This window comes from Halomonas sp., assembly GCF_031581305.1.
Classification (GTDB): Bacteria; Pseudomonadota; Gammaproteobacteria; order Pseudomonadales; family Halomonadaceae; genus Halomonas.
Map to the genome: position 1 here is coordinate 1,328 of NZ_JAVLBC010000006.1, position 17,873 is coordinate 19,200.

Here is a 17,873-nt window from a genome sequence, read left to right on the forward strand (position 1 = left end):
TCCTCGCTCCAGGTCTCTTCGCGCTGGTGGCGCTCGCCCGGCTTGTAGCACTCGACGAACTCGCGCAGATGCTCGTCGCGCAGCGGCTTCTTCTTCAGGGTGTGGTGGACGTTGGTGCGGTAGTCGTAGAACCAGACCGCGTCCGTCCAGGGTTCGGCGCGGCCGGGACGGCCATCGAAGAACAGCACGTTGGCCTTCACGCCGTGGGCGTAGAAGATGCCCGTGGGCAGGCGCAGGATGGTGTGTAGTTCGGTGGTTTCCATCAGCTTGCGTCGCACCGTCTCGCCCGCCCCGCCCTCGAACAGCACGTTGTCCGGTACCACCACGGCGGCCTGGCCGTTTTCCTTCAGCAGCGTGCGGATGTGCTGGACGAAGTTGAGCTGCTTGTTGGAGGTGGTGGCCCAGAAGTCCTGGCGGTTGTATTCGAACTCCTCCCGCTCCTGCTCGCCAGCCTCGTTGGTGATGGTGAGCGTGCTCTTCTTGCCGAAGGGCGGATTGGCCAGCACGTAGTCGTGCCGCCGGGGATTCTCCGTCAGCAGCGCGTCGGTGGGCGAAATGGTGGGGTCATCGCTGATGTCGCCGATGTTGTGCAGGAAGAGGTTCATCAGGCACATGCGCCGCGCGCCGGGGACGATCTCGTTGCCGTAGAAGGTCTGGTGCTTGAGCGCCTGCTTCTCCTCGGCGGTCATCTCCGCCATGTGGTGGTCCTTGATGTAATCATAGGCGGCAAGGAAGAAGCCGCCGGTGCCGCAGGCCGGGTCGCAGATCGTCCTGCCGGCGCTTCAGGAGTATCGCCAGATCACGGGCTCCGTAAGGCCTCATAGCGCACAGTGCCTTGATGAGACGTGGTATCTGTTTCGGATCGCGGCTGCGTTGACCGATTCGTTCCAGCTCGGTTCGAAGGGCCTGCGGCAATTCGGCCAAGAGTTGCTCGCGGGACTCCTGCGATAAGCTCGCGGACTCCTGTGATAAGCTCGCGGACTCCTGTGATAAGCCTCCAGACTCCTGCGATAAGGGCCCGGGCTCCTGTGATAAGCCGCCTGACTCCCTAGATAAGCCCCCGACTGCGTAGATAAAGGGGTGAAGAGGTCGCCTCCCCCCTCCTCAGCCAACGGCTCGAGCCGCCCGCCCGGCACGTAGTACGTCGCCGGCCCTCGCGGCAACTGCGCGACGAGCCCCAGGTCCCGCAGGTGCGCCAGGCGCTGGCTGGCAGCCAGGGTATCGACTCGGTTCAGGTCGCGATAATCGGAGTTGGTGACCCGGCCGGTCTCGCGGAGGAAGATCAGGGCGCGCTGTTCGTCCTCACCCAGCCCCAGGTGCCGGAACTGCCCCAGCCAGCCTCGCTCAGAAAGTGGTGGAACAGGTAGGTGGCGGCGAACTGATCGTTGTGACGGTCCGAATCGAAGCTGGGTGGCGAAAGCTCGGCTTCCTCCATCAGCCGGCACATGACGCGGATGCCGCTGCCCTTGGTTTCCGCCAGCCCCATTTCGTGGAGCACCGAGGCAATCACCGGGTTGCGCCATTGAATGAGTGAGTCGGCAGAGTCCGTTGCCATGGGGTCATCCTTTGCGTATGGGCTGTGTGGTTATGTTGTTCTGGGATTCAGCCTAGCACCAAAGGATAATGGGTCCCATAAGCGGTTGGATCGAGGGGCCAGCTCTGGCTTGGAGGCGATCGGTCCCCCCGAAGCAGGCGGGTCTATTCGGCATCGAGATTCACAGCGCCGGGCGCAATCGCCTCTCGGTAAAACAGCACGCAGTTGCGACCTCCGTGCTTGGCGGCATAGAGCGCCTGGTCGGCGTGGGCCATCAGCTGGTTGGGGTCCTGGCTGACGTCATCACCCTGGCGGGCAACCCCGAGGCTGACCGACACCGCCACCTTGAGCGGCGGCTCGTCTTCCGTCCTTTCCACCAGGAAGGGGTCAGCGGCGATGCGCCGTCGCAGGCGCTCGGCCAGTGCCAGGGCCTGGTCATCCTGCATACCGGCGGTCAGGACGGCAAACTCCTCGCCGCCCAGGCGCACCAGACCGTCATCCGGGCGAAGCTCGTGGCGGAGCCGCTCCACCATCATGCGCAGCAGCGCATCGCCGACCAGATGCCCATGGGTGTCGTTGACCTGCTTGAAATGGTCGATATCGAGGAGGATGAGGTGGCGGAGTCCCGTCGCCGGGCCGATCGTCTCGAGGTGCTGGGCCATGCCGCGCCGGTTGAGGGCACCGGTCAGGGCGTCGAGCTGAGACGCGGCGAGTGCCTGCTCCTCATCCTGCTTGCGCCGGCTGATATCGAGCACCAGTCCGGCGATGGCGATCGGCTGCCCCGACTCGTTGCACTGGATCTCGCCGATGATCTCGTGCCAGATCCACGACCGGTCGGCCAGCCTCAGCCGCGTATCCAGGCGGAACTGGGTAGACTCGGCAACGCGCCAGAGGGCCCTCAAACGTGCCCGCAGCGCAGCGCGATCGTCGGGGTGCAGACGAGCGAGCAGGCGTCGCAAGGGCACCCGCGGATACGTCTCGGGGTAGCCCAGTACCGTCTTGAGCGCCTGGGAACACCAGACCCACCCGTTGCGAAGGCTGATTTCCCAGACGCCACAGTCGGCGACCTTGTGGAACAGTTCGATCTGGCGGGAGCGATGGTTCAGTTGGTAGCGGTAAAGGGCTGCCGCGATCAGTTGGCCGGCGGCCTCGAGCAGGTCGAGACCCGGCCCCCGCCAACTGACGGGACGCTCACAGTCATCGATGCCCAGAGTGCCCCACCAATGACCGTTGACGAAGATGGGCACCGTGGCCATGGACTGAATCGCCTGGCCCTCGAGATCGCTCCGCAGCGGCCCTTCTGGCATGACAGGGATACAGAAGTCATGAGACACCCCCGCCTGACGCTCCTCCACCAGACGACGATAGGCGGGATCCTCGAGCGATGAGGAAAAGAAGCGAAACCGGTTCTGGTTGAGCTGTCGATAGTGCTCCGATGGCGCCCACTCGAAGACATAGTCCTGGACCACGGCATCGGACTGCACCTCCAGTAGCTGGAAGATCCAGACACGGCTCGCCCCGGTGACGAGACCAATCTCCGCCAGTAACCGGTCGACGCCCTCTGCCCAATGGTCCGCCCTCATCAGGGTGCTGCCACCACGGTTGAGCGCCGCCAGGCAGTCCGCGGTATCGATCGGCACAGATGCGGCCGAGGCCAGATCCGGCGGGCGCACTGGTTGACCTGACACAGTGTAAGCATCCTGTAAGTCAAGGAGTCCTCGACAGCTTGGCTGATCGCGGCCGGGATGCCAAGTATGCCACCCTTGAACAAATGCCCTGTCCGCTCGCGAACAGGCTATCTTCAAGGTGACATGAACCGGAAACCGGAAAGGAGTGCCCTTATGAGCAACAGGGAAGCCTACGAACAGAAGCTGCGCGCCAAGCTCGATGAGCTGCAGGCCGAGGTGGACAAGCTGAAGGCCCGTGCCCGGAGCGCCGAGGCCGATGCACGCATCGACCGGGAGGAGGAGATCGACCGGCTCGAGGCCAGGCGCGAGGAGATGCGCAAGAAGCTCGAGGAGCTGCGCCACTCCAGCGACGACGCCTGGGACGACATCCGGGCCGGCGCAGAGCGCGCCTGGGACTCCCTGAGCGAAGCGATCAAGTCGGCCCGCTCCCGCTTCAAGTGACCCGCCCAGCGCCTCTTCCGGCCGTTGCAGGGCCGCGACGGGGCGCCACTTGAGGGATCAGCCCGGCTCCAGCGCGCGGCGCACTGCCTGCTCGGCATGGATGGCCGTGGTATCAAAGAGCGGAATGTCGGTATCGCCCGCCTGGATCAACAGCCCGATCTCAGTACAGCCCAGGATGACGCCCTGGGCCCCCCGCCCGGCCAGGACATCCACCACCTCGAGAAAGGCGGCTTTCGATGCCGGCATGGTCACGCCCTGGCAGAGTTCCTGATAGATGACGTCGTGTATCACCTCCCGCTGCGTCTCATCGGGCACCAGCACCTTGATGCCGTACGCCTCGAGCCTCTCTCGGTAGAACCGCTGCTCCATGGTGAAGCGGGTGCCCAGCAGCCCCACGCGGGTCACGCCGTCGGCGATCAACGTCTCGGCCGTGGCGTCGGCGATATGCAGCAGGGGCACCGACACCGCGCGCTCGATATACGGCGCGACCTTGTGCATGGTGTTGGTGCAGAGCACCAGGAAGTCTCCCCCGGCGACCTCGAGCGAGTGGGCGGCCGAGCCGAGTATCTCGCCGGCAGCCACCCAGTCGCCGCGCTGCTGCAGGGCCTCGATCTCGGCGAAGTCGACGCTGTAGAGCACCAAGCGGGCCGAGTGCAGGCCGCCCAGCCGCTCTTTCACCAGTTGATTGATCAGGCGGTAATAGGTCTGGGTGGACTCCCAGCTCATGCCGCCAATCAGCCCGATGGTCTGCATAGGATGCTCTCCCTCGACGTGACCCTTCTGCCAGCTTGCCTCGCCGAGGGCAGGATGTCATCGTCACCGCAGCATCCACCCACCCTGGGAGCCAACGCCTTGTACATCGCCATGAACCGTTTTCAGGTCAATCCCGAGAGAAGGGAAGAGTTCGAGCAGATGTGGCTGGAGCGGGAAACGCATCTGCAGGGCCTGCCCGGTTTCGTCGAGTTCCACATGCTGCGCGGCCCCGAGAAGGAGGACCACGTGCTCTACGCCTCCCACACCGTCTGGCGCTCGCGGGAGGACTTCGAGGCCTGGACGCACTCCGAGGCATTTCGCGCGGCGCACGCCAATGCCGGCCAGAGCCGGCGCGAAGGGCTGTACCTGGGCCCGCCGACGTTCGAGGGGTTCGAGGTCATCCAGACGATCGGCAACGAGAGCGACGCGTGACAGCTGCCGCCCGTTGATCCCCTCCGCCGCGCATGGCGGTTCACGTCGAGAGGCTGCCGATGGCGCCTTTATCCTGTGGCCGGTCTCCCTACCGGCCCCCGAAATCGGTGATAATGCCGGCATGAGTTATCGCATCCACACCGAATCGAACGACCATGACGGCGCCACCCTGGCCGGGAAATGCCTGCTCGATGGGCGGTTGCCGGCATGAGTCCTGCCTCGCTCGCCCTCCAGGACCGGCTGCTGCCGGGGGTCTCCCGCACGTTCGCGCTGACCATTCCGCAATTGCCGGCGTCCCTGCGCCCGGCGATCACCAATGCCTATCTCCTGTGTCGTATTGCCGACACGGTGGAAGACAGCACCGAGATGGCGCCCGACGAGAAGGATGCCCACTACCGGTGCCTGCTGGCAGGCCTGGCTGATGCCGCCGCTGCCCGCGAGTTCTCCGAGGCGTTGCTCGGCACCGGCCTGGTGCAAGACCCGCTGGAACGCGAGCTGATCGCCGAGACGCCCGGCGTGCTGCGCGCCTTCGGCGAACTGCCGGTTGCTCAGCAGGCGGCATTGCGCGACTGCGTCACCACCATGTGCCATGGCATGGCCGGCTTCGAACGCCTGAAGAACCCGTATGGCCTGCCGGACAGTGGCTGCCTGCGTGACTACTGTTACGTGGTGGCCGGCTGCGTCGGGGAAATGCTGACCCGCCTGTTCGCCGACACCCACCCGCGGATCCGCGAGCAGCAGGAGGAGTTGCGCCAGCTGTCGGTGGCCTTCGGTCAGGGGCTGCAGATGACCAACATCCTGAAGGACGTCTGGGACGATCGCCAGCGGGGGATATGCTGGCTGCCGCGTGACGTCTTCGCGGCGCGTGGCATCGATCTGGTGCAGACGGATGACTGGCAGGATCACCCGGGCTATCGTGACGGCATCCGCTTTCTGGTGGCCATCGCCCATCATCATCTGCGGCTGGCGCAGGCATACACGCTGCGCATTCCGGCCTCCGAGGTCGGCATTCGGCGATTCTGCAGCTGGTCGATCGGCATGGCGCTCGCCACGCTGCGAAAGATTGCCGACCATCCGGGCTACACCGCGGGGGAGCAGGTCAAGATCTCGCGCCGGCGCCTGCGCCTGATCGTCGCCACGAGCAATCTCTCGGTCGGCAGTGATACGCTGCTGCGTGGGGTGTTTCGGCTGGGCTGCCATCAACTGCCCCGTGTCCGGGAACAGGAGATCGGCTCGCTGCGGGCGAGTCGCTTGACCGTGAAGCCCGCCCGGTAGCGTGATGGCCCGTGGCGTCACCTGCGCCATCCCCCGTATCTCGTGCCAGCCAGGAGGCCGTCATGCGAAAGATCCTGCTCGTCGATAACGGCTCCCTGCGCCCCCAGGCCACGCTCAACCTGCGCCGCCTGGCCCAGGCCTTGAGCCAGACCACTGGCCACGAGGTCGAAGCCACCTCCCTGCTGCACTCGTACAAGATCCCCGCGGAGGAGCTGGAGGGTCGCAAGGCGGTGTCGCTGGGGCCACTGGCCGAACAGCTGGCGGTGCAGGGCGCGACCGAGCTGGTGATTCTGCCCTTCTTCTTCGGCCCCAGTCAGGCGTTGACCCGCTACCTCCCCGAGCGGCTGGCCGAGGTGCAGGCCCATCACCCCCAGCTGAGCATCAGGGTGGCGCTGCCGCTGGTCGACACCCAGGCGCCGCCGGACCTGCGCCTGGCGCAGCTGCTGGCCGACAACGTGCGCGAGCGGATGGAAGGCCCCTCGCCGCCGAAGGTGGTGCTGGTCGATCACGGCAGCCCGATCCCCGAGGTCACCGCGGTGCGCAACTATCTGGCTGGCCAGCTCAGCGTGCTGCTGAACGAGGAGGCCAGCTGCGTCACCTTTGCCTCCATGGAGCGCCGCGAGGGCGAGGCCTACCGCTTCAACGAGCCACTGCTGGAAGACCTGCTGGCCTCTCCGGCCATGGCCGACAGCGAGGTCATCCTGGCCATGCTGTTCCTCTCCCCGGGTCGCCACGCCGGGCAAGGCGGCGACATTGCGGCGATCTGCGCGCAGGCCATGGCGCAATCGCCCGGCCTGCACGTCACCACCACACGCCTGGCGGGCGAGCATGACGCCATCCTGGAGGTGCTCACGACCCGCCTGTCCGAGGGCCTGGTCGGCTCACCGCTGCTGCTGGCGCTACCGGCGAACGACTGAGCCGCCCGTGGGTTGCGCGCCGCCGGGTGGGATCTCCCGGTAAGCTGTTCATCCGGAACCTGCCCGATAGCGGGGGCTGAAACTTCGCTTGACAGCACCGGTGCCCTGTATTTAGATGCGCCCACATTTAGATAGATCGGTCTATACAGGAACCTCCCTCGATGCCAGCCTCCAAGCGCGACCAGCTGCTCGCCACGGCCGAGCGCCTCTTCTACGAGCAGGGCTTCCACGCCACCGGGATCGACCGCATCGTGGCGGCCGCCGGGGTCGTACGCATGACGCTCTACAACCACTTCGCCTCCAAGGAAGCCCTGGTGGCGGCCGTGCTGGCGGCCCGCCATGAGCGCTTCATCGCCCACCTCGATGCGGCAGTGGCCTCCGCCGCGCCGGGCCAGATGACCCTCGCCCTGGTCGATGCGCACGGCGACTGGCTGGAACGCTACAGCCAGCATGGCTGCATCATGGCCCAGGCGATGGGGGAGTTCGAGGAGCACAGCCCCGAGATCCACGCCCTGGCAGCGTCCGCGAAAACCGACCTGCTGGCCCGCCTGGAAGCCGCCGTGGCCCGCGACGGGCTGGACCACCACGCCGGCCTGGCACGACGCATCTTTCTGGTGCTTGAAGGCAGCAATACGGCGGTCGCCCTGCTGGGCGCCCGGACGGCCCAGGCCGACACGCGCGCGGTGGTCGACACCCTGCTCGCCACCGCTCGGAGCGAGACCCGATGAAGCCGCTCTCCCCCCTTGGCATGGCCGCCCTCGGCAGCGGGGTCATCGCCATCACCTACGGCCTGGCCCGCTTCGTGTTCGGTCTCTTCCTGCCCGCGATGCGCGACGAGCTGACGATCACCCCGACCATGGCGGGGGTGATCGGCGCCCTGCCGTTCCTGAGCTTCGTCTTCGCCATCCTCGCCGCCACCTGGGTGATACGCCACCTCGGCGTTCGCCGCACGGGGGTCGCGGCCGCCGGTCTGGCGGTGATCGGGCTCGTGACGATCGCCCTGGCGCCGTCATCGTGGCTGCTGGCCGCCGGCGTGCTGATCTGCGGCATCAGCACCGGGCTGTCATCGCCGGTGATGGCGGAGGCGGTGCATCGGGTCGTGCCGTCCTGGGTGATGCGCGGGCGGGTCAACGCCACCATCAATGCGGGCACCAGCCTGGGGATCGCGATTGCCATGCCGGCGGTGCTGATCTGGGCGGAGGCCTGGCGCAGCGCCTATCTCGGGTTCGCCGCCCTGGCGGTCCTGGGCACCCTGGCGGCCCTGTGCTACCTGCCGCGGGATGGCCAACGCCCGTCATCGTCGCAGCCTCGCCCGGTCGCCCTGTCGGCGAGCCGATCGCAGTGGTTCGGGATCGCCCGGCTGAGCGGCCTGGCCGTCGGCATGGGGGGCGTGAGCGCGGCCTACTGGGTGTTTGCCCCCGATGCGGTGATCAATGCCGGGGGGCTCGCGCCGAGCCAGACCGCCTGGATGTGGCTGGCCGTGGGCGTCGGGGGGTTGGCGGGCGCCGGTGCCGGTGACCTCATCGCGCGCCTCGGGCCGTCTCCCAGCCATGTGGTCGGCCTCGTGGTGATGTCTGCCAGCCTCGCGCTGCTGGCCCTCGATCCCGGCAACTTCGCCCTGGCGCTGGCATCGGCGGCCCTGTTCGGTGCCGGGTACATGACGCTCAGCGGCTTCTACCTGGTCAGGAGCACCCAGATCATGGTCGAGGCACCCTCCTTTGCCCCGGTGCTGCCGCTGCTCGCCACTTCAGTCGGCCAGGTCGCCGGCTCGCCGCTGGCCGGCCTGCTGGTCGGGGCCGAAGGCCATGTCACCGCCTTCATGCTTTTCGCCACGTCGGGCCTCGTGGTCGCCGGGCTGGGTGCCTGGTTACTCAAGGCGCGAGGTGACGCCGCCGATGGGAGGGCCGCCTGATCTCATCCTCGATGGCGGGCTGCCCCCCTGCCGAAACCGTCAGGGCACCTGGCCCCACTCTCTTCGCCTTATCCTGACCGCCCCGCCCGCACCTGCCGGAGCTCCTGCCGATAGGCCCCCGCGTGGCCTGCCGGGTCGGCGGGAAAGCGGCCAAGCGCCACGGCCAGCTCGAAGAAGCCCTGCCGGGGCAGGTCGCCGCGTCGGCTGACCACCAGGGCGGCGATCATCGGCCGGCCGGCGGCGACGTCCTCGCGCATCAGCGCCTCCAGCGCCAGGGCGACGCGCTGAATGGTGCGCGGCGGCGCAAGGCCCAGCGCCTCGGCAGCCTGCTGGTAGGTGATCGGCAGCTGCTCGTCGGGCAGGCCTCTCAGCAACTCGCGCAGGCGCGGGGCCAGGTCGGGGTCGGCTTGGCTCGCCATGCAAACAGCCCTCCATGGGTTGGCGGTGATACGCTGGTGCACCGTTCGAAGGCGCTGTGACGAGTCTCCGCCGTGGCATACACTCGAGCAAGCCCTTCGCCAGCATGCCGCACGAGGAGGCCGTCAGGGTCGCCGGCCCGAGGGGCTTTCCGTTGACGCCCATGAACGAGAACGCCATCGACGAGGCGGCCTTCGTCCGACTGATCGAGAAGCTGGCCATCACGGGAATGGACGCCATGTGGAGGCTCGCTCGACGGGGAGCTCCCCCTATCTCACCTGGGCAGGCGTGCTAGCATGGCGCGGTTTTCCTCCTTCTCCACCTCGACAGCGGATATCCCATGGAAGAGATTGGCCTGAGATGGCTGCTGGGCCAGGGCGTCAGCCTGGTGGCCCTGGCGCTGTGCCTCGTGGGATTTGCCAGCAAGCGCGACGACAGGCTGTTCGTGCTGCTGCTGTTCGCCAACGTGGCCTTTGCGGCGCAGTTCGCCCTGTTCGAGAGCTGGGTGGCCGCGGGTATCTCGGCGCTGATCGTGCTGCGCATCGCCCTGGTGCGCCGCTTCCCCCGTCACCGCGCGCTCATGCTGGTGATGCTGGCCGCCACCCTGGCCGTGGCGGCGCTGACCTGGAGTGGCCCGCGGGACATCCCCGCCCTGACGGCGGGCCTGCTGGGCACCTGGGGCATGTTCATGCTGCGCGGGATCGCCATGCGCGCCGCCCTGGCCGTGGCGGCGCTGTGCTGGGTGATCAGCAACCTGCTGGCCGGTTCGATCGGCGGCACCCTCGCCGAGAGCCTGATCTTCCTGACCAACGTGATCACCATGCTGCGCATGCGTCGCGATGCCCATCTGCGCTACATCCACGGCTGAGGTAGCGGCTCACTTCATCTCGAAGCCGCGCTCGACCAGGAACTCGCGCATGTGCGGGCGCAGCTTGGTGTCGAACAGCGGGGAGAGATTCTGCGACCAGGAGCTCTCCTTGTTGCCGCCCTTTCGCGCCTGATAGTAGGCGTTCATGGTCTCGTCGAAGGCCTCCACCAGTTCGCGGTCGTCCCGGTAGGTATCCTCCTTGAGGATCGCCGCCACCGGCAGGCGCGGCTTCACGTCCGGGTCGTGGGCCGGGTAGCCCAGGCACATGCCGAACACCGGGAAGACATGGTCAGGCAGTTCGAGCAGGTCGCTGATCTGCTGCGGATTGTTGCGCACCCCGCCGATGTAGCAGATGCCCAGCCCTTCCGATTCCGCGGCGACGGCCACGTTCTGGGCCATCAGGGCGGTGTCCACGCTGGCCACCAGCAGCTGCTCGGTCATGCCGCGCACCACGCGCGCGCCGGTGCGCTCGGCGGCCTCGGTGGGACGCTTCATGTCGGCACAGAAGATCAGGAAAGCACCGCAGGTGGCCACGTAGGCCTGGCCGCCGGCCAGCTCGGCGATCCTTTCCCGGTTTTCGGGGTTCTTCACGTGGATGACACTGTAGGCCTGCACATGGCTGGAGGTGGCCGCGGCCTGCCCGGCCTCGATCAGCGTCTCCAGTAGCCCGCGCGAGACCGGCTGGTCGGTGAACTTGCGGATGGAGCGATGGGACTTGAGCAGTTCAATGGTAGGATTCATGAGACCTCGTTGCTGGGTGCCGTTGAGCGTTGTCGAGACGCGCGACGAACATCAGGTGACGCAACATTCTCCATCACTCCGTGACGCTTTGCACCGCCCGGCGGCCGCCCGTTTCGCTACAGAACGAGGTGCCGGCATGGCATCGCTTCCTTCGTATCAACCTGAGCTGTACCTTGTACATCATCGAATCAATGACAGGGACGACCGACCCCATGCTGACGAGACACACCACGCTTCCCGACCCTCGGGTCTGGCGGTTTGCCCTTGTGCTGATCATGGCGATGCTGCTGACGGGCTGCGGCGTCAACAACATCCCCACCTATGACGAGCAGGTGAAGTCGGCCTGGGCGCAGGTGGAGAACCAGTACCAGCGGCGCGCGGACCTGGTACCCAACCTGGTCGAGACGGTCAAGGGGTTCGCCCGGCAGGAGCAGGAGACCCTGACCGCCGTGGTGGAGGCGCGAGCCAAGGCCACGTCCATCCAGATCGACGCCGAGTCGCTGGACGACCCGGAAAAGATGCGCCAGTTCGAGCAGGCCCAGCAGCAGCTCACCGGGGCACTGAGCCGCCTGATGGCGGTGTCCGAGCGCTATCCTGACCTGAAGTCGAACCAGAACTTCCTGACCCTGCAGTCACAACTGGAGGGCACCGAAAACCGTATCGCCGTGGCGCGGCGCGACTTCATCACCGCGGTCGAGCGCTACAATACCGAGATCCGCACGTTCCCCGGGCGCCTGTGGCACAGCATCCTCTACAGCGACATGCCGCTTCGCGAGACCTTCGAAGCCACGACCGAGAACGCGGACCAGGCCCCCCAGGTGGAGTTTGAATGACCGATCTTCTACGTATTCCGCTATTGGCGCTGCTGATGACGGCGGCCCTGGGTCTTCAGGCGCAAGAACTTGAAGCACAGGAACTCGACTTTCCCGAGCTGACCGGTCGCGTGGTGGACCAGGCCGACCTGCTGGATCAGGCCACCGAATCACGGCTGAGCGAGCGGCTCGCGGCTCACGAAGCGGCCACCACCGAGCAACTGGTGGTGGCTACCCTCCCGGACCTGCAGGGCGTCACCATCGAGGAGTATGGCTATCAGTTGGGACGCCACTGGGGCATCGGCCAGGAAGAGGAGGACAACGGCGCCCTGCTGATCGTCGCGCCGAATGAGCGCAAGGTGCGCATCGAGGTCGGCTATGGCCTCGAGGGTCGACTGACCGACGCCCAGTCCTCGGTGATCATCAACCAGACTCTGACACCGGCCTTCCGCGAGGGCGACTATGCCCGCGGCATTACCGAGGGCGTGGAGGCGATGATCCAGGTGCTCGGCGGCGAGCCCATGGACACCAGCGCCACCTCCAGCACCCAGGTTCGGCAGCAGGGGCCCGAGGGACCGGCATCGATTCTCTTCTTCATCATGTTCGCCATCGTCATGGCCCTGGTACGGGGCGGTCGTGGCGGCCTGCTGGCCGGCATGTTGCTGGGCGGTGCGCTTGGCGGCAGGTCCCGCGGTGGCGGCGGCCTCGGCGGCGGCGGGGGTGGTTTCGGTGGCGGCGGCGGCGGCTTCGGTGGCGGCGGCGCGTCCGGCGGCTGGTAACCCAACATTCCGGCCGGTGGCAACACCGACACGACAATCAGGATTCGGAGATCACGACCCCCATGGCTTTATTGAGTGAAGACGAGCAGCGCCAGGTAGCCGAGGCGATTCATCGGGTCGAGCGCGATACCGATGCCGAGCTGGTCACCGTGCTGGCCCGGCGAGCAGACAACTATGCCTATATCCCGCTGCTCTGGGCCGGCCTCCTGGCCCTGGTAGTGCCCGGCGCCGTCAATTACTTTCCAGGCTGGTTGACGGCCTGGGAGCTGACGCTGGTGCAGTGGGCGACCTTCGCCGTGCTGGGACTGGTGTTCCGCCTCCCCACCATCACCATCCGGATGATCCCGCGATCGGTTCGCCATTGGCGGGCGGCCAACCTTGCCCGGCGGCAATTCCTGGAACAGGACCTGCACCATACCGACGGGGGAACGGGGATGCTGATCTTCGTCTCCGAGACCGAGCGGTATGTGGAAATACTGGTCGACCGGGGTATCTCGTCACGTATCAGCGACGAGACCTGGCAATCCATCGTGGCGGCCTTCACTCGACAGGTGAAGGCCGGCGAGACCCTGCAGGGTTTCCTGGAGTGCATCGAGGCCTGTGGCGAACAGCTCAAGGAGCAGGTGCCGGCCACCCACGAGCGCAACGAACTGCCCAATCATCTGATCGTGCTGGATTGACCCTCGTCTGCCCGCGCACCGGGGCAAGACGAGCCCACCGACCTCGCGAGGATCCGCCGGCCTTCGCGGCCCTGGTCGAAGCCCGCGAGGCTGCCCCCAATGCCGTGGACTACCCCGGCGAGGCAACCGCACGCCAGCAGCGCGAGGCCTACCCGGCGATCCGGCCGCTGCTGCTGGACGCCCCCCTCCCCGATGTCCTGGCGGCCGCCGAGGCCGAGGCGCGCGCCGCCGGCTGGGAGATCACCGCGGTGGACGACACCCGGATCGAGGCCACCGCCACCACCACCTGGTTCGGCTTCAAGGACGATGTGGTGATCCGCCTGTCCGAGACGTCGGACGGCGTGCGGGTCGACATGCGCTCCGCCCCGATACCGCCGACATCATGAATGGAGCAGGGCAGGGAAGAATTTTTTTGTACCATAGTGATACGGAATGAGTATTATCGTGTCCCTTGTATGACAGCTGGTGATTCGCTGGGCCTCATGGGTCACGGACAGACACACTCGAGGAGGTGCCCCATGGGGCGTTGCGCACGCAGGAATGGTCACTGCAGCCGCTGTGAAAGGGCCCTGCCCTTCGACTTCACCATGGCCTTCCAGCCGATTGTCGACCTGCAACAGCGTCGCGTACATGCCTATGAGGCCCTGGTGAGGGGCCCCGAGGGAGAGTCGGCGCGCCAGGTCCTCGACCAGGTGACCGAGGAACTGCTCTACCGCTTCGATCAGGCGTGTCGCGTCAAGGCCATCGAGCAGGCCAGTGCGCTGGGCATGCAGGAGGCCCTCTCGATCAACTTCCTGCCCAATGCCGTCTACGAGCCGGAGGCGTGCATCCAGGCCACGCTGGAGGTATCACAGCGAGTGGGCTGGCCACTGAAGCGACTGATCTTCGAGGTCGTCGAGTCGGAGAGGATTCAGGACCACGCCCATCTGCACGCCATCATCACGGCCTATCGGCGCATGGGATTTCGCGTCGCGCTGGACGACTTCGGCACCGGCTATGCCAATCTGGATACCCTGACCTTCCAGCAACCCGACAAGATCAAGGTGGACCGCCAGCTGGTCATGGGCTGCGACGGGGACCCGCGCCGTCAGGCCCTGTTGCACGCGCTGACCGTCATGGCCCAACCGCTGGAGATCAACCTGATCGCCGAAGGCGTCGAGACGGTGGAGGAAGCGCGTTGGCTGTTCCAGGCCGGCATCACCCTGCAACAGGGTTACTTCTTCGCCCGGCCGGCCCTTGATGCCCTGGCGACGAGCCTCGAGGTGCCCATGGCAGCCGTGCTCGATGCTCCCCCTCCTTCCCCCGGAGCCGTCACATGACGCTGACCCTCGCCCCTTTCGACAATACGGAGAAGGTGATCCAGGCCGCCCCCATCGGGATCTGTGTCACCGATGCCGAGGGTCGCTTCGAGATGGTCAATCCTGCCTACTGCGAGTTCTACGGCTATCGCGAGGAGGAACTGCTCGGTCAGCCCTTCACCCTGGTGGTGCCCGAGGCCAACCGCCCCCTGCTGGACGAGCTGCACGCGCGCTTCATTGCCGGTGACAGCGACCTGGAGACCACCCAGGAGTGGGAGGTGCAGGGCAGGGATGGCGAGCCAATGAACATCCTGGCCAAGGCCGCCCGCATCCTGGATGGCCAGGGCCACGTGAAGAAGGTCACCTTCGTGCTGGACATCACCGACCGCAAGCGCCTGGAGGAACGCCTGGAGTTCCTCGCCCACCATGACGAGCTGACCGGCCTGCTCAATCGTCGCGCCGGCCTGGGCCTGCTGGAGGAGGAGATCCTGCGCAGCCGCCGCTACGGCACACCGCTCTGCGTGGCGACCTGCGACCTGGATCACTTCAAGCGGGTCAACGACCGCCATGGCCATGCGGTGGGCGACAGCGTGCTGCGCGACGTGGCCCACCTGATGAAGGATGCGATGCGCCAGCACGACCGCGTCATCCGCCTGGGCGGCGAGGAATTCCTGATCCTGCTGCCCGGGGTGGGGCGGGAAGGCGCGTGTCGGGCCGTGGAGCGGCTTCGCCAGTGTCTGGAGACGACGCCGGTGGCCGACGAGGGGCTAGCGCTGACGCTCTCGGCCGGCGTGGCGGAACTGCAGGGCAACGAGGAAGCCGACGCCCTCATGGAGCGGGCCGATCGCGCCCTCTACTGCGCCAAGGACCAGGGGCGTAACCGGGTGCAGGACACCGCCTAGGCCCAGTCCGACGCCGGCCGCGGCAACGGGCCGCCACGCCATGGCGCGGTGCCGGTTCAGCGCAGCGCCTCGCCGATCTCCCGCTCGCCGTCGAGCAGCACGAATTCGCGGTCGACCAGCTCCCGCGCCTTGAGCAGGTGCAACAGGGCGTGGGCGACGTTGGCCCGCGACACCTGGTTCTCGCCGCCGGTCTCCTCCAGGGAGGTGGCCACCCGCTCGGAGGCGGCCTCGTCGGTGAGTCGGCCGGGCTTCAGGATCACGTGGGGCACGCCGGAGGTGCGCAGGTGGCCGTCGGCGGCGAACTTGGCCGCCATGTAGGGGCGCAGCTTCTCGGGGGCCTCCATGGGGTTCTCGGCCCGCATGGCGCTGACCATCAGGAAGCGCTCGATGCCCTCCTCACGGGCCATGTCCACGGCGCGGATGGCCGCGTAGAGGTCGATCAGCAGGGTCTTGTCGGACCCGGTGTGCGGCCCCGACCCGGCGGTGAAGATCACCTGATCGCAGCCCTGGAAGGCGTGGCGGAAGTCGCCCTCCAGGTCGGCGATCACGGTCTCGATCTCGCGCTCGGCAAACCAGGGCTGCTGGGCCGTGTCACGGATCATCGCCTTGATGGGCTCGCCGGCGGCCTTCGCCAGCTCGCAGAACTGCCGGCCGATCTGGCCGTTGGCACCGATCACCAGGGTCGTCATGGGCCCTCCTCGGGTGGCTTCGAAAGGTGTGTCTCCCACTGCATGCGGGCGCGCCGGGGTTGAACAGCCGCCGCTCGGCCCAGGCCGCGGTGTCGATGTTGCCGCGCACGGCGTGCACCGGCGCCAGCTCGTCAAGACCCTCGAGGATGCCGGCGTCCTCGTCCCGGGCCCCGACGTCGCCGAGGTGCAGGATCAGGTCGCAGCCCTCGAGCATGGCGAGCGCCTCGGGCCGCAGCAGCCCGTGGGTATCGGAGATCACGCCGATCGGCCCGGCAAGCGCCAGTTCCGGCATGGTAAGGTCGCGTCTGTCCGTCATGGAGCCAGCATAGTGTATCCCGAAGACCTTGAGAAACTGGTCACCCTGCGTATGCCGTTCGGCAAGCACGCGGGCTGCCTGATCGCCGACCTGCCCGGCCCCTACCTCAACTGGTTTGCCCGCGAGGGCTTTCCCGATGGCCAGATCGGCCGCCTGCTGCAGCTGATGCACGAGATCGACCACAATGGCCTGAGCGGGCTGCTCGACCCGCTGCGCAGGGGAACCTGACCGGTCCGCGACCGACAGGTGACGCACTAGTCCCGATCCAGGTGACGGGTCATCAGCACCCAGTCGCCGCCATGGGGGCAGCCGGGCCAGGGGACCAGCGGCAGGGAGGTCACCTCGCCGAAGCCCAGGCGCCGGTAGAAGGCCCGGGCGCGGCGGTTCTCCGAGGCCACGATCAGGCTCATCAGGTCGCAGCCGGCGGCGATCGCCGAGGCCTCGGCCTGGGCCATCAGCAGCCGGCCGACGCCCTTGCGGCGTGCCGCCGGCAGGGTGGCGATGCCGTTGATGTACCAGCTGCCCGGGACCCTGGCCTCGAGGCGCAGCAGGGGCTTGACGCTCTCGGGACAGTCGTCGAGGTCCTCCGGGGCGAAGGCCTCGGGCAGGCGGTAGGCGAAGATCATCCCGACCAGCCGTCCCCGGTCGATGCATACCCGGGCGTGGCGGTAGCTGAAGCCGCCCTCCTCCCTGTCGGCACGTTCCGCGCCGACCTCCAGGGGCAACTGGCCGCCCTCGGCCATCTGTCCCCAGAGGTATTCGGGCAACCCTTCTCCCGCCAGGTTGATCAGGTAGGCCAGGTCCCGGGCATCGGCCCGGTTGGCATCGCGCAGTCGCATGGTCGCCTTCCGGCATCCGCGGGCCTGGAACGAGAGGCCTTACTCGAAGGTGGCGCAGACGTCCGACTGCGCGCCGGGAGCGTGGCTTTCCACGTGGGTGACCGCCTCGCCGGACGCGTCCAGCGCCACGCGCCACTGGTGGTCGGTCCCCTTCGGGTCGCAGCGGCCTTCGCTGCCGCCGCCGAAGTTGGAATCGATCCAGTAGTGCACCTCGTAGCTGCCACTGGTGCTCAGGGCGCCGGGGAAGACGAAGGAGAAGGCCGGGTCCGCGTCGGCGGAGACCGTGCCGGACATCGTCTCGAGGACCTCGCCGGATGCGGCATCGACCAGGGCGGCCTGGACGGCCTGGCCGCCATGGGGGCCGCCGAAGCTGGCATCGCCCTGGAAGGTCAGGTCGTACGCCTCGCTGGCCATGGCCAGCGGGGCAAGGAACAGCAGGGGGAGCAGCAGCCGACGAGACAGTCTGCGGTGGGGGATGAGGGGCGTGGTCATGATTGCACCTCCCGATGGGATTGCGATGAATGCCCAGGCCCGGATGGGCCTCCCTACAGCATAGTGTCCCGACTCGGCTCCTGCATGG

The 17,873-nt window shown here is 67.2% G+C and carries 24 protein-coding genes; 14 read left to right on the forward strand and 10 right to left on the reverse strand.

The features are described from left to right. The 3 genes from RI841_RS01120 to RI841_RS01130 form a co-directional block, all read right to left on the reverse strand. The coding region (locus tag RI841_RS01120) for an N-6 DNA methylase (protein ID WP_310703736.1) at nucleotides 1–767 on the reverse strand (767 nt) is incomplete at its 3' end. A gap of 515 nt (nucleotides 768–1,282) precedes the next feature. Beyond that, nucleotides 1,283–1,555, reverse strand: coding sequence for an ATP-binding protein (locus RI841_RS01125; protein WP_310703696.1), 273 nt, complete (start codon nucleotides 1,553–1,555; stop codon nucleotides 1,283–1,285). Nucleotides 1,556–1,698: 143 nt separating this feature from the next. After that, the gene (locus RI841_RS01130) at nucleotides 1,699–3,222 is read right to left on the reverse strand and encodes a diguanylate cyclase (RefSeq protein WP_310703697.1); all 1,524 of its coding nucleotides are present in this window, start codon (nucleotides 3,220–3,222) and stop codon (nucleotides 1,699–1,701) included. A 153-nt stretch (nucleotides 3,223–3,375) separates the two neighbouring features. Here RI841_RS01130 and RI841_RS01135 point away from each other — a divergent pair, with 153 nt between their 5' ends. Continuing rightward, entirely contained in the window at nucleotides 3,376–3,663 is a 288-nt protein-coding gene (locus tag RI841_RS01135; RefSeq protein ID WP_310703698.1) for a coiled coil domain-containing protein, read from the forward strand. Between the two features lie 57 nt (nucleotides 3,664–3,720). Here the strand turns inward: RI841_RS01135 and RI841_RS01140 are convergent, their stop codons facing one another. Next, complete coding sequence (locus RI841_RS01140; RefSeq protein WP_310703699.1) at nucleotides 3,721–4,416, reverse strand: aspartate/glutamate racemase family protein; 696 nt, start codon at nucleotides 4,414–4,416, stop codon at nucleotides 3,721–3,723. 99 nt (nucleotides 4,417–4,515) lie between these two features. Between RI841_RS01140 and RI841_RS01145 the strand changes: the two genes are divergently transcribed. From RI841_RS01145 to RI841_RS01165, 5 genes are all read left to right on the forward strand, one after another. Continuing rightward, a complete protein-coding gene (locus tag RI841_RS01145; RefSeq protein ID WP_310703700.1) occupies nucleotides 4,516–4,848 on the forward strand; it encodes an antibiotic biosynthesis monooxygenase in 333 nt (110 codons plus the stop codon). A gap of 207 nt (nucleotides 4,849–5,055) precedes the next feature. Beyond that, entirely contained in the window at nucleotides 5,056–6,123 is a 1,068-nt protein-coding gene (locus RI841_RS01150; protein ID WP_310703701.1) for a phytoene/squalene synthase family protein, read from the forward strand. A gap of 62 nt (nucleotides 6,124–6,185) precedes the next feature. Beyond that, the gene (locus RI841_RS01155) at nucleotides 6,186–7,040 is read left to right on the forward strand and encodes a CbiX/SirB N-terminal domain-containing protein (protein WP_310703702.1); all 855 of its coding nucleotides are present in this window, start codon (nucleotides 6,186–6,188) and stop codon (nucleotides 7,038–7,040) included. 161 nt (nucleotides 7,041–7,201) lie between these two features. Next, nucleotides 7,202–7,768 (forward strand): helix-turn-helix domain-containing protein, encoded by a 567-nt coding sequence (locus RI841_RS01160; RefSeq protein WP_310703703.1) that lies wholly within the window; start codon nucleotides 7,202–7,204, stop codon nucleotides 7,766–7,768. After that, nucleotides 7,765–8,952, forward strand: coding sequence for an MFS transporter (locus RI841_RS01165; RefSeq protein WP_310703704.1), 1,188 nt, complete (start codon nucleotides 7,765–7,767; stop codon nucleotides 8,950–8,952). The genes RI841_RS01160 and RI841_RS01165 overlap by 4 nt, the downstream gene beginning before the upstream one ends. 68 nt (nucleotides 8,953–9,020) lie before the next feature. Here the strand turns inward: RI841_RS01165 and RI841_RS01170 are convergent, their stop codons facing one another. Continuing rightward, entirely contained in the window at nucleotides 9,021–9,371 is a 351-nt protein-coding gene (locus tag RI841_RS01170; protein WP_310703705.1) for a hypothetical protein, read from the reverse strand. Between the two features lie 338 nt (nucleotides 9,372–9,709). Between RI841_RS01170 and RI841_RS01175 the strand changes: the two genes are divergently transcribed. After that, nucleotides 9,710–10,237: a YgjV family protein gene (locus RI841_RS01175; protein WP_310703706.1), complete on the forward strand. Its 528-nt coding sequence runs from the start codon at nucleotides 9,710–9,712 to the stop codon at nucleotides 10,235–10,237. 9 nt (nucleotides 10,238–10,246) lie between these two features. On the opposite strand, the gene nfsA is transcribed toward RI841_RS01175, so the two are convergent. Next, complete coding sequence (nfsA, locus tag RI841_RS01180; protein WP_310703707.1) at nucleotides 10,247–10,978, reverse strand: oxygen-insensitive NADPH nitroreductase; 732 nt, start codon at nucleotides 10,976–10,978, stop codon at nucleotides 10,247–10,249. 212 nt (nucleotides 10,979–11,190) lie between these two features. On the opposite strand from nfsA, the gene RI841_RS01185 reads away from it, so the two are divergent. From RI841_RS01185 to RI841_RS01210, 6 genes are all read left to right on the forward strand, one after another. Beyond that, the gene (locus RI841_RS01185; protein ID WP_310703708.1) at nucleotides 11,191–11,811 is read left to right on the forward strand and encodes a LemA family protein; all 621 of its coding nucleotides are present in this window, start codon (nucleotides 11,191–11,193) and stop codon (nucleotides 11,809–11,811) included. Continuing rightward, nucleotides 11,808–12,569 (forward strand): TPM domain-containing protein, encoded by a 762-nt coding sequence (locus RI841_RS01190; RefSeq protein ID WP_310703709.1) that lies wholly within the window; start codon nucleotides 11,808–11,810, stop codon nucleotides 12,567–12,569. Before RI841_RS01185 ends, RI841_RS01190 begins: the two co-directional genes overlap by 4 nt. Before the next feature lie 62 nt (nucleotides 12,570–12,631). After that, nucleotides 12,632–13,249, forward strand: a complete 618-nt coding sequence (locus tag RI841_RS01195; RefSeq protein ID WP_310703710.1) for a TPM domain-containing protein — start codon at nucleotides 12,632–12,634, stop codon at nucleotides 13,247–13,249. Further along, on the forward strand, nucleotides 13,246–13,635 hold the full coding sequence (locus RI841_RS01200; protein ID WP_310703711.1) for a DUF1499 domain-containing protein: 390 nt from the start codon (nucleotides 13,246–13,248) through the stop codon (nucleotides 13,633–13,635). The genes RI841_RS01195 and RI841_RS01200 overlap by 4 nt, the downstream gene beginning before the upstream one ends. 132 nt (nucleotides 13,636–13,767) lie before the next feature. Then, entirely contained in the window at nucleotides 13,768–14,568 is an 801-nt protein-coding gene (locus tag RI841_RS01205; protein ID WP_310703712.1) for an EAL domain-containing protein, read from the forward strand. Next, nucleotides 14,565–15,449 (forward strand): sensor domain-containing diguanylate cyclase, encoded by an 885-nt coding sequence (locus RI841_RS01210; RefSeq protein WP_310703713.1) that lies wholly within the window; start codon nucleotides 14,565–14,567, stop codon nucleotides 15,447–15,449. Before RI841_RS01205 ends, RI841_RS01210 begins: the two co-directional genes overlap by 4 nt. A gap of 56 nt (nucleotides 15,450–15,505) precedes the next feature. Here the strand turns inward: RI841_RS01210 and RI841_RS01215 are convergent, their stop codons facing one another. After that, complete coding sequence (locus RI841_RS01215; protein ID WP_310703714.1) at nucleotides 15,506–16,138, reverse strand: SDR family oxidoreductase; 633 nt, start codon at nucleotides 16,136–16,138, stop codon at nucleotides 15,506–15,508. Beyond that, a complete protein-coding gene (locus RI841_RS01220; RefSeq protein ID WP_310703715.1) occupies nucleotides 16,041–16,454 on the reverse strand; it encodes a metallophosphoesterase family protein in 414 nt (137 codons plus the stop codon). The genes RI841_RS01215 and RI841_RS01220 overlap by 98 nt, the downstream gene beginning before the upstream one ends. A 12-nt stretch (nucleotides 16,455–16,466) precedes the next feature. Here RI841_RS01220 and RI841_RS01225 point away from each other — a divergent pair, with 12 nt between their 5' ends. Then, on the forward strand, nucleotides 16,467–16,682 hold the full coding sequence (locus RI841_RS01225) for a DUF3820 family protein (protein ID WP_310703716.1): 216 nt from the start codon (nucleotides 16,467–16,469) through the stop codon (nucleotides 16,680–16,682). Nucleotides 16,683–16,708: 26 nt separating this feature from the next. Here the strand turns inward: RI841_RS01225 and RI841_RS01230 are convergent, their stop codons facing one another. Together RI841_RS01230 and RI841_RS01235 are read right to left on the reverse strand one after the other, a co-directional pair. After that, entirely contained in the window at nucleotides 16,709–17,293 is a 585-nt protein-coding gene (locus RI841_RS01230) for a GNAT family N-acetyltransferase (RefSeq protein WP_310703717.1), read from the reverse strand. Nucleotides 17,294–17,332: 39 nt separating this feature from the next. Further along, a complete protein-coding gene (locus RI841_RS01235) occupies nucleotides 17,333–17,785 on the reverse strand; it encodes a hypothetical protein (RefSeq protein ID WP_310703718.1) in 453 nt (150 codons plus the stop codon). Between the last annotated feature and the right edge of the window lie 88 nt (nucleotides 17,786–17,873).

Coding starts and splice junctions, on each gene's coding strand:
- RI841_RS01125 (WP_310703696.1), bottom strand. CDS start 1,555: ATGGCAACGGACTCTGCCGACTCACTCATTCAATGGCGCAACCCGGTG.
- RI841_RS01215 (WP_310703714.1), bottom strand. CDS start 16,138: ATGACGACCCTGGTGATCGGTGCCAACGGCCAGATCGGCCGGCAGTTC.
- RI841_RS01205 (WP_310703712.1), top strand. CDS start 13,768: ATGGGGCGTTGCGCACGCAGGAATGGTCACTGCAGCCGCTGTGAAAGG.
- RI841_RS01210 (WP_310703713.1), top strand. CDS start 14,565: ATGACGCTGACCCTCGCCCCTTTCGACAATACGGAGAAGGTGATCCAG.
- RI841_RS01235 (WP_310703718.1), bottom strand. CDS start 17,785: ATGACCACGCCCCTCATCCCCCACCGCAGACTGTCTCGTCGGCTGCTG.
- RI841_RS01170 (WP_310703705.1), bottom strand. CDS start 9,371: ATGGCGAGCCAAGCCGACCCCGACCTGGCCCCGCGCCTGCGCGAGTTG.
- RI841_RS01150 (WP_310703701.1), top strand. CDS start 5,056: ATGAGTCCTGCCTCGCTCGCCCTCCAGGACCGGCTGCTGCCGGGGGTC.
- RI841_RS01135 (WP_310703698.1), top strand. CDS start 3,376: ATGAGCAACAGGGAAGCCTACGAACAGAAGCTGCGCGCCAAGCTCGAT.
- RI841_RS01190 (WP_310703709.1), top strand. CDS start 11,808: ATGACCGATCTTCTACGTATTCCGCTATTGGCGCTGCTGATGACGGCG.
- nfsA (WP_310703707.1), bottom strand. CDS start 10,978: ATGAATCCTACCATTGAACTGCTCAAGTCCCATCGCTCCATCCGCAAG.
- RI841_RS01185 (WP_310703708.1), top strand. CDS start 11,191: ATGCTGACGAGACACACCACGCTTCCCGACCCTCGGGTCTGGCGGTTT.
- RI841_RS01175 (WP_310703706.1), top strand. CDS start 9,710: ATGGAAGAGATTGGCCTGAGATGGCTGCTGGGCCAGGGCGTCAGCCTG.
- RI841_RS01160 (WP_310703703.1), top strand. CDS start 7,202: ATGCCAGCCTCCAAGCGCGACCAGCTGCTCGCCACGGCCGAGCGCCTC.
- RI841_RS01165 (WP_310703704.1), top strand. CDS start 7,765: ATGAAGCCGCTCTCCCCCCTTGGCATGGCCGCCCTCGGCAGCGGGGTC.
- RI841_RS01195 (WP_310703710.1), top strand. CDS start 12,632: ATGGCTTTATTGAGTGAAGACGAGCAGCGCCAGGTAGCCGAGGCGATT.
- RI841_RS01140 (WP_310703699.1), bottom strand. CDS start 4,416: ATGCAGACCATCGGGCTGATTGGCGGCATGAGCTGGGAGTCCACCCAG.
- RI841_RS01220 (WP_310703715.1), bottom strand. CDS start 16,454: ATGACGGACAGACGCGACCTTACCATGCCGGAACTGGCGCTTGCCGGG.
- RI841_RS01155 (WP_310703702.1), top strand. CDS start 6,186: ATGCGAAAGATCCTGCTCGTCGATAACGGCTCCCTGCGCCCCCAGGCC.
- RI841_RS01230 (WP_310703717.1), bottom strand. CDS start 17,293: ATGCGACTGCGCGATGCCAACCGGGCCGATGCCCGGGACCTGGCCTAC.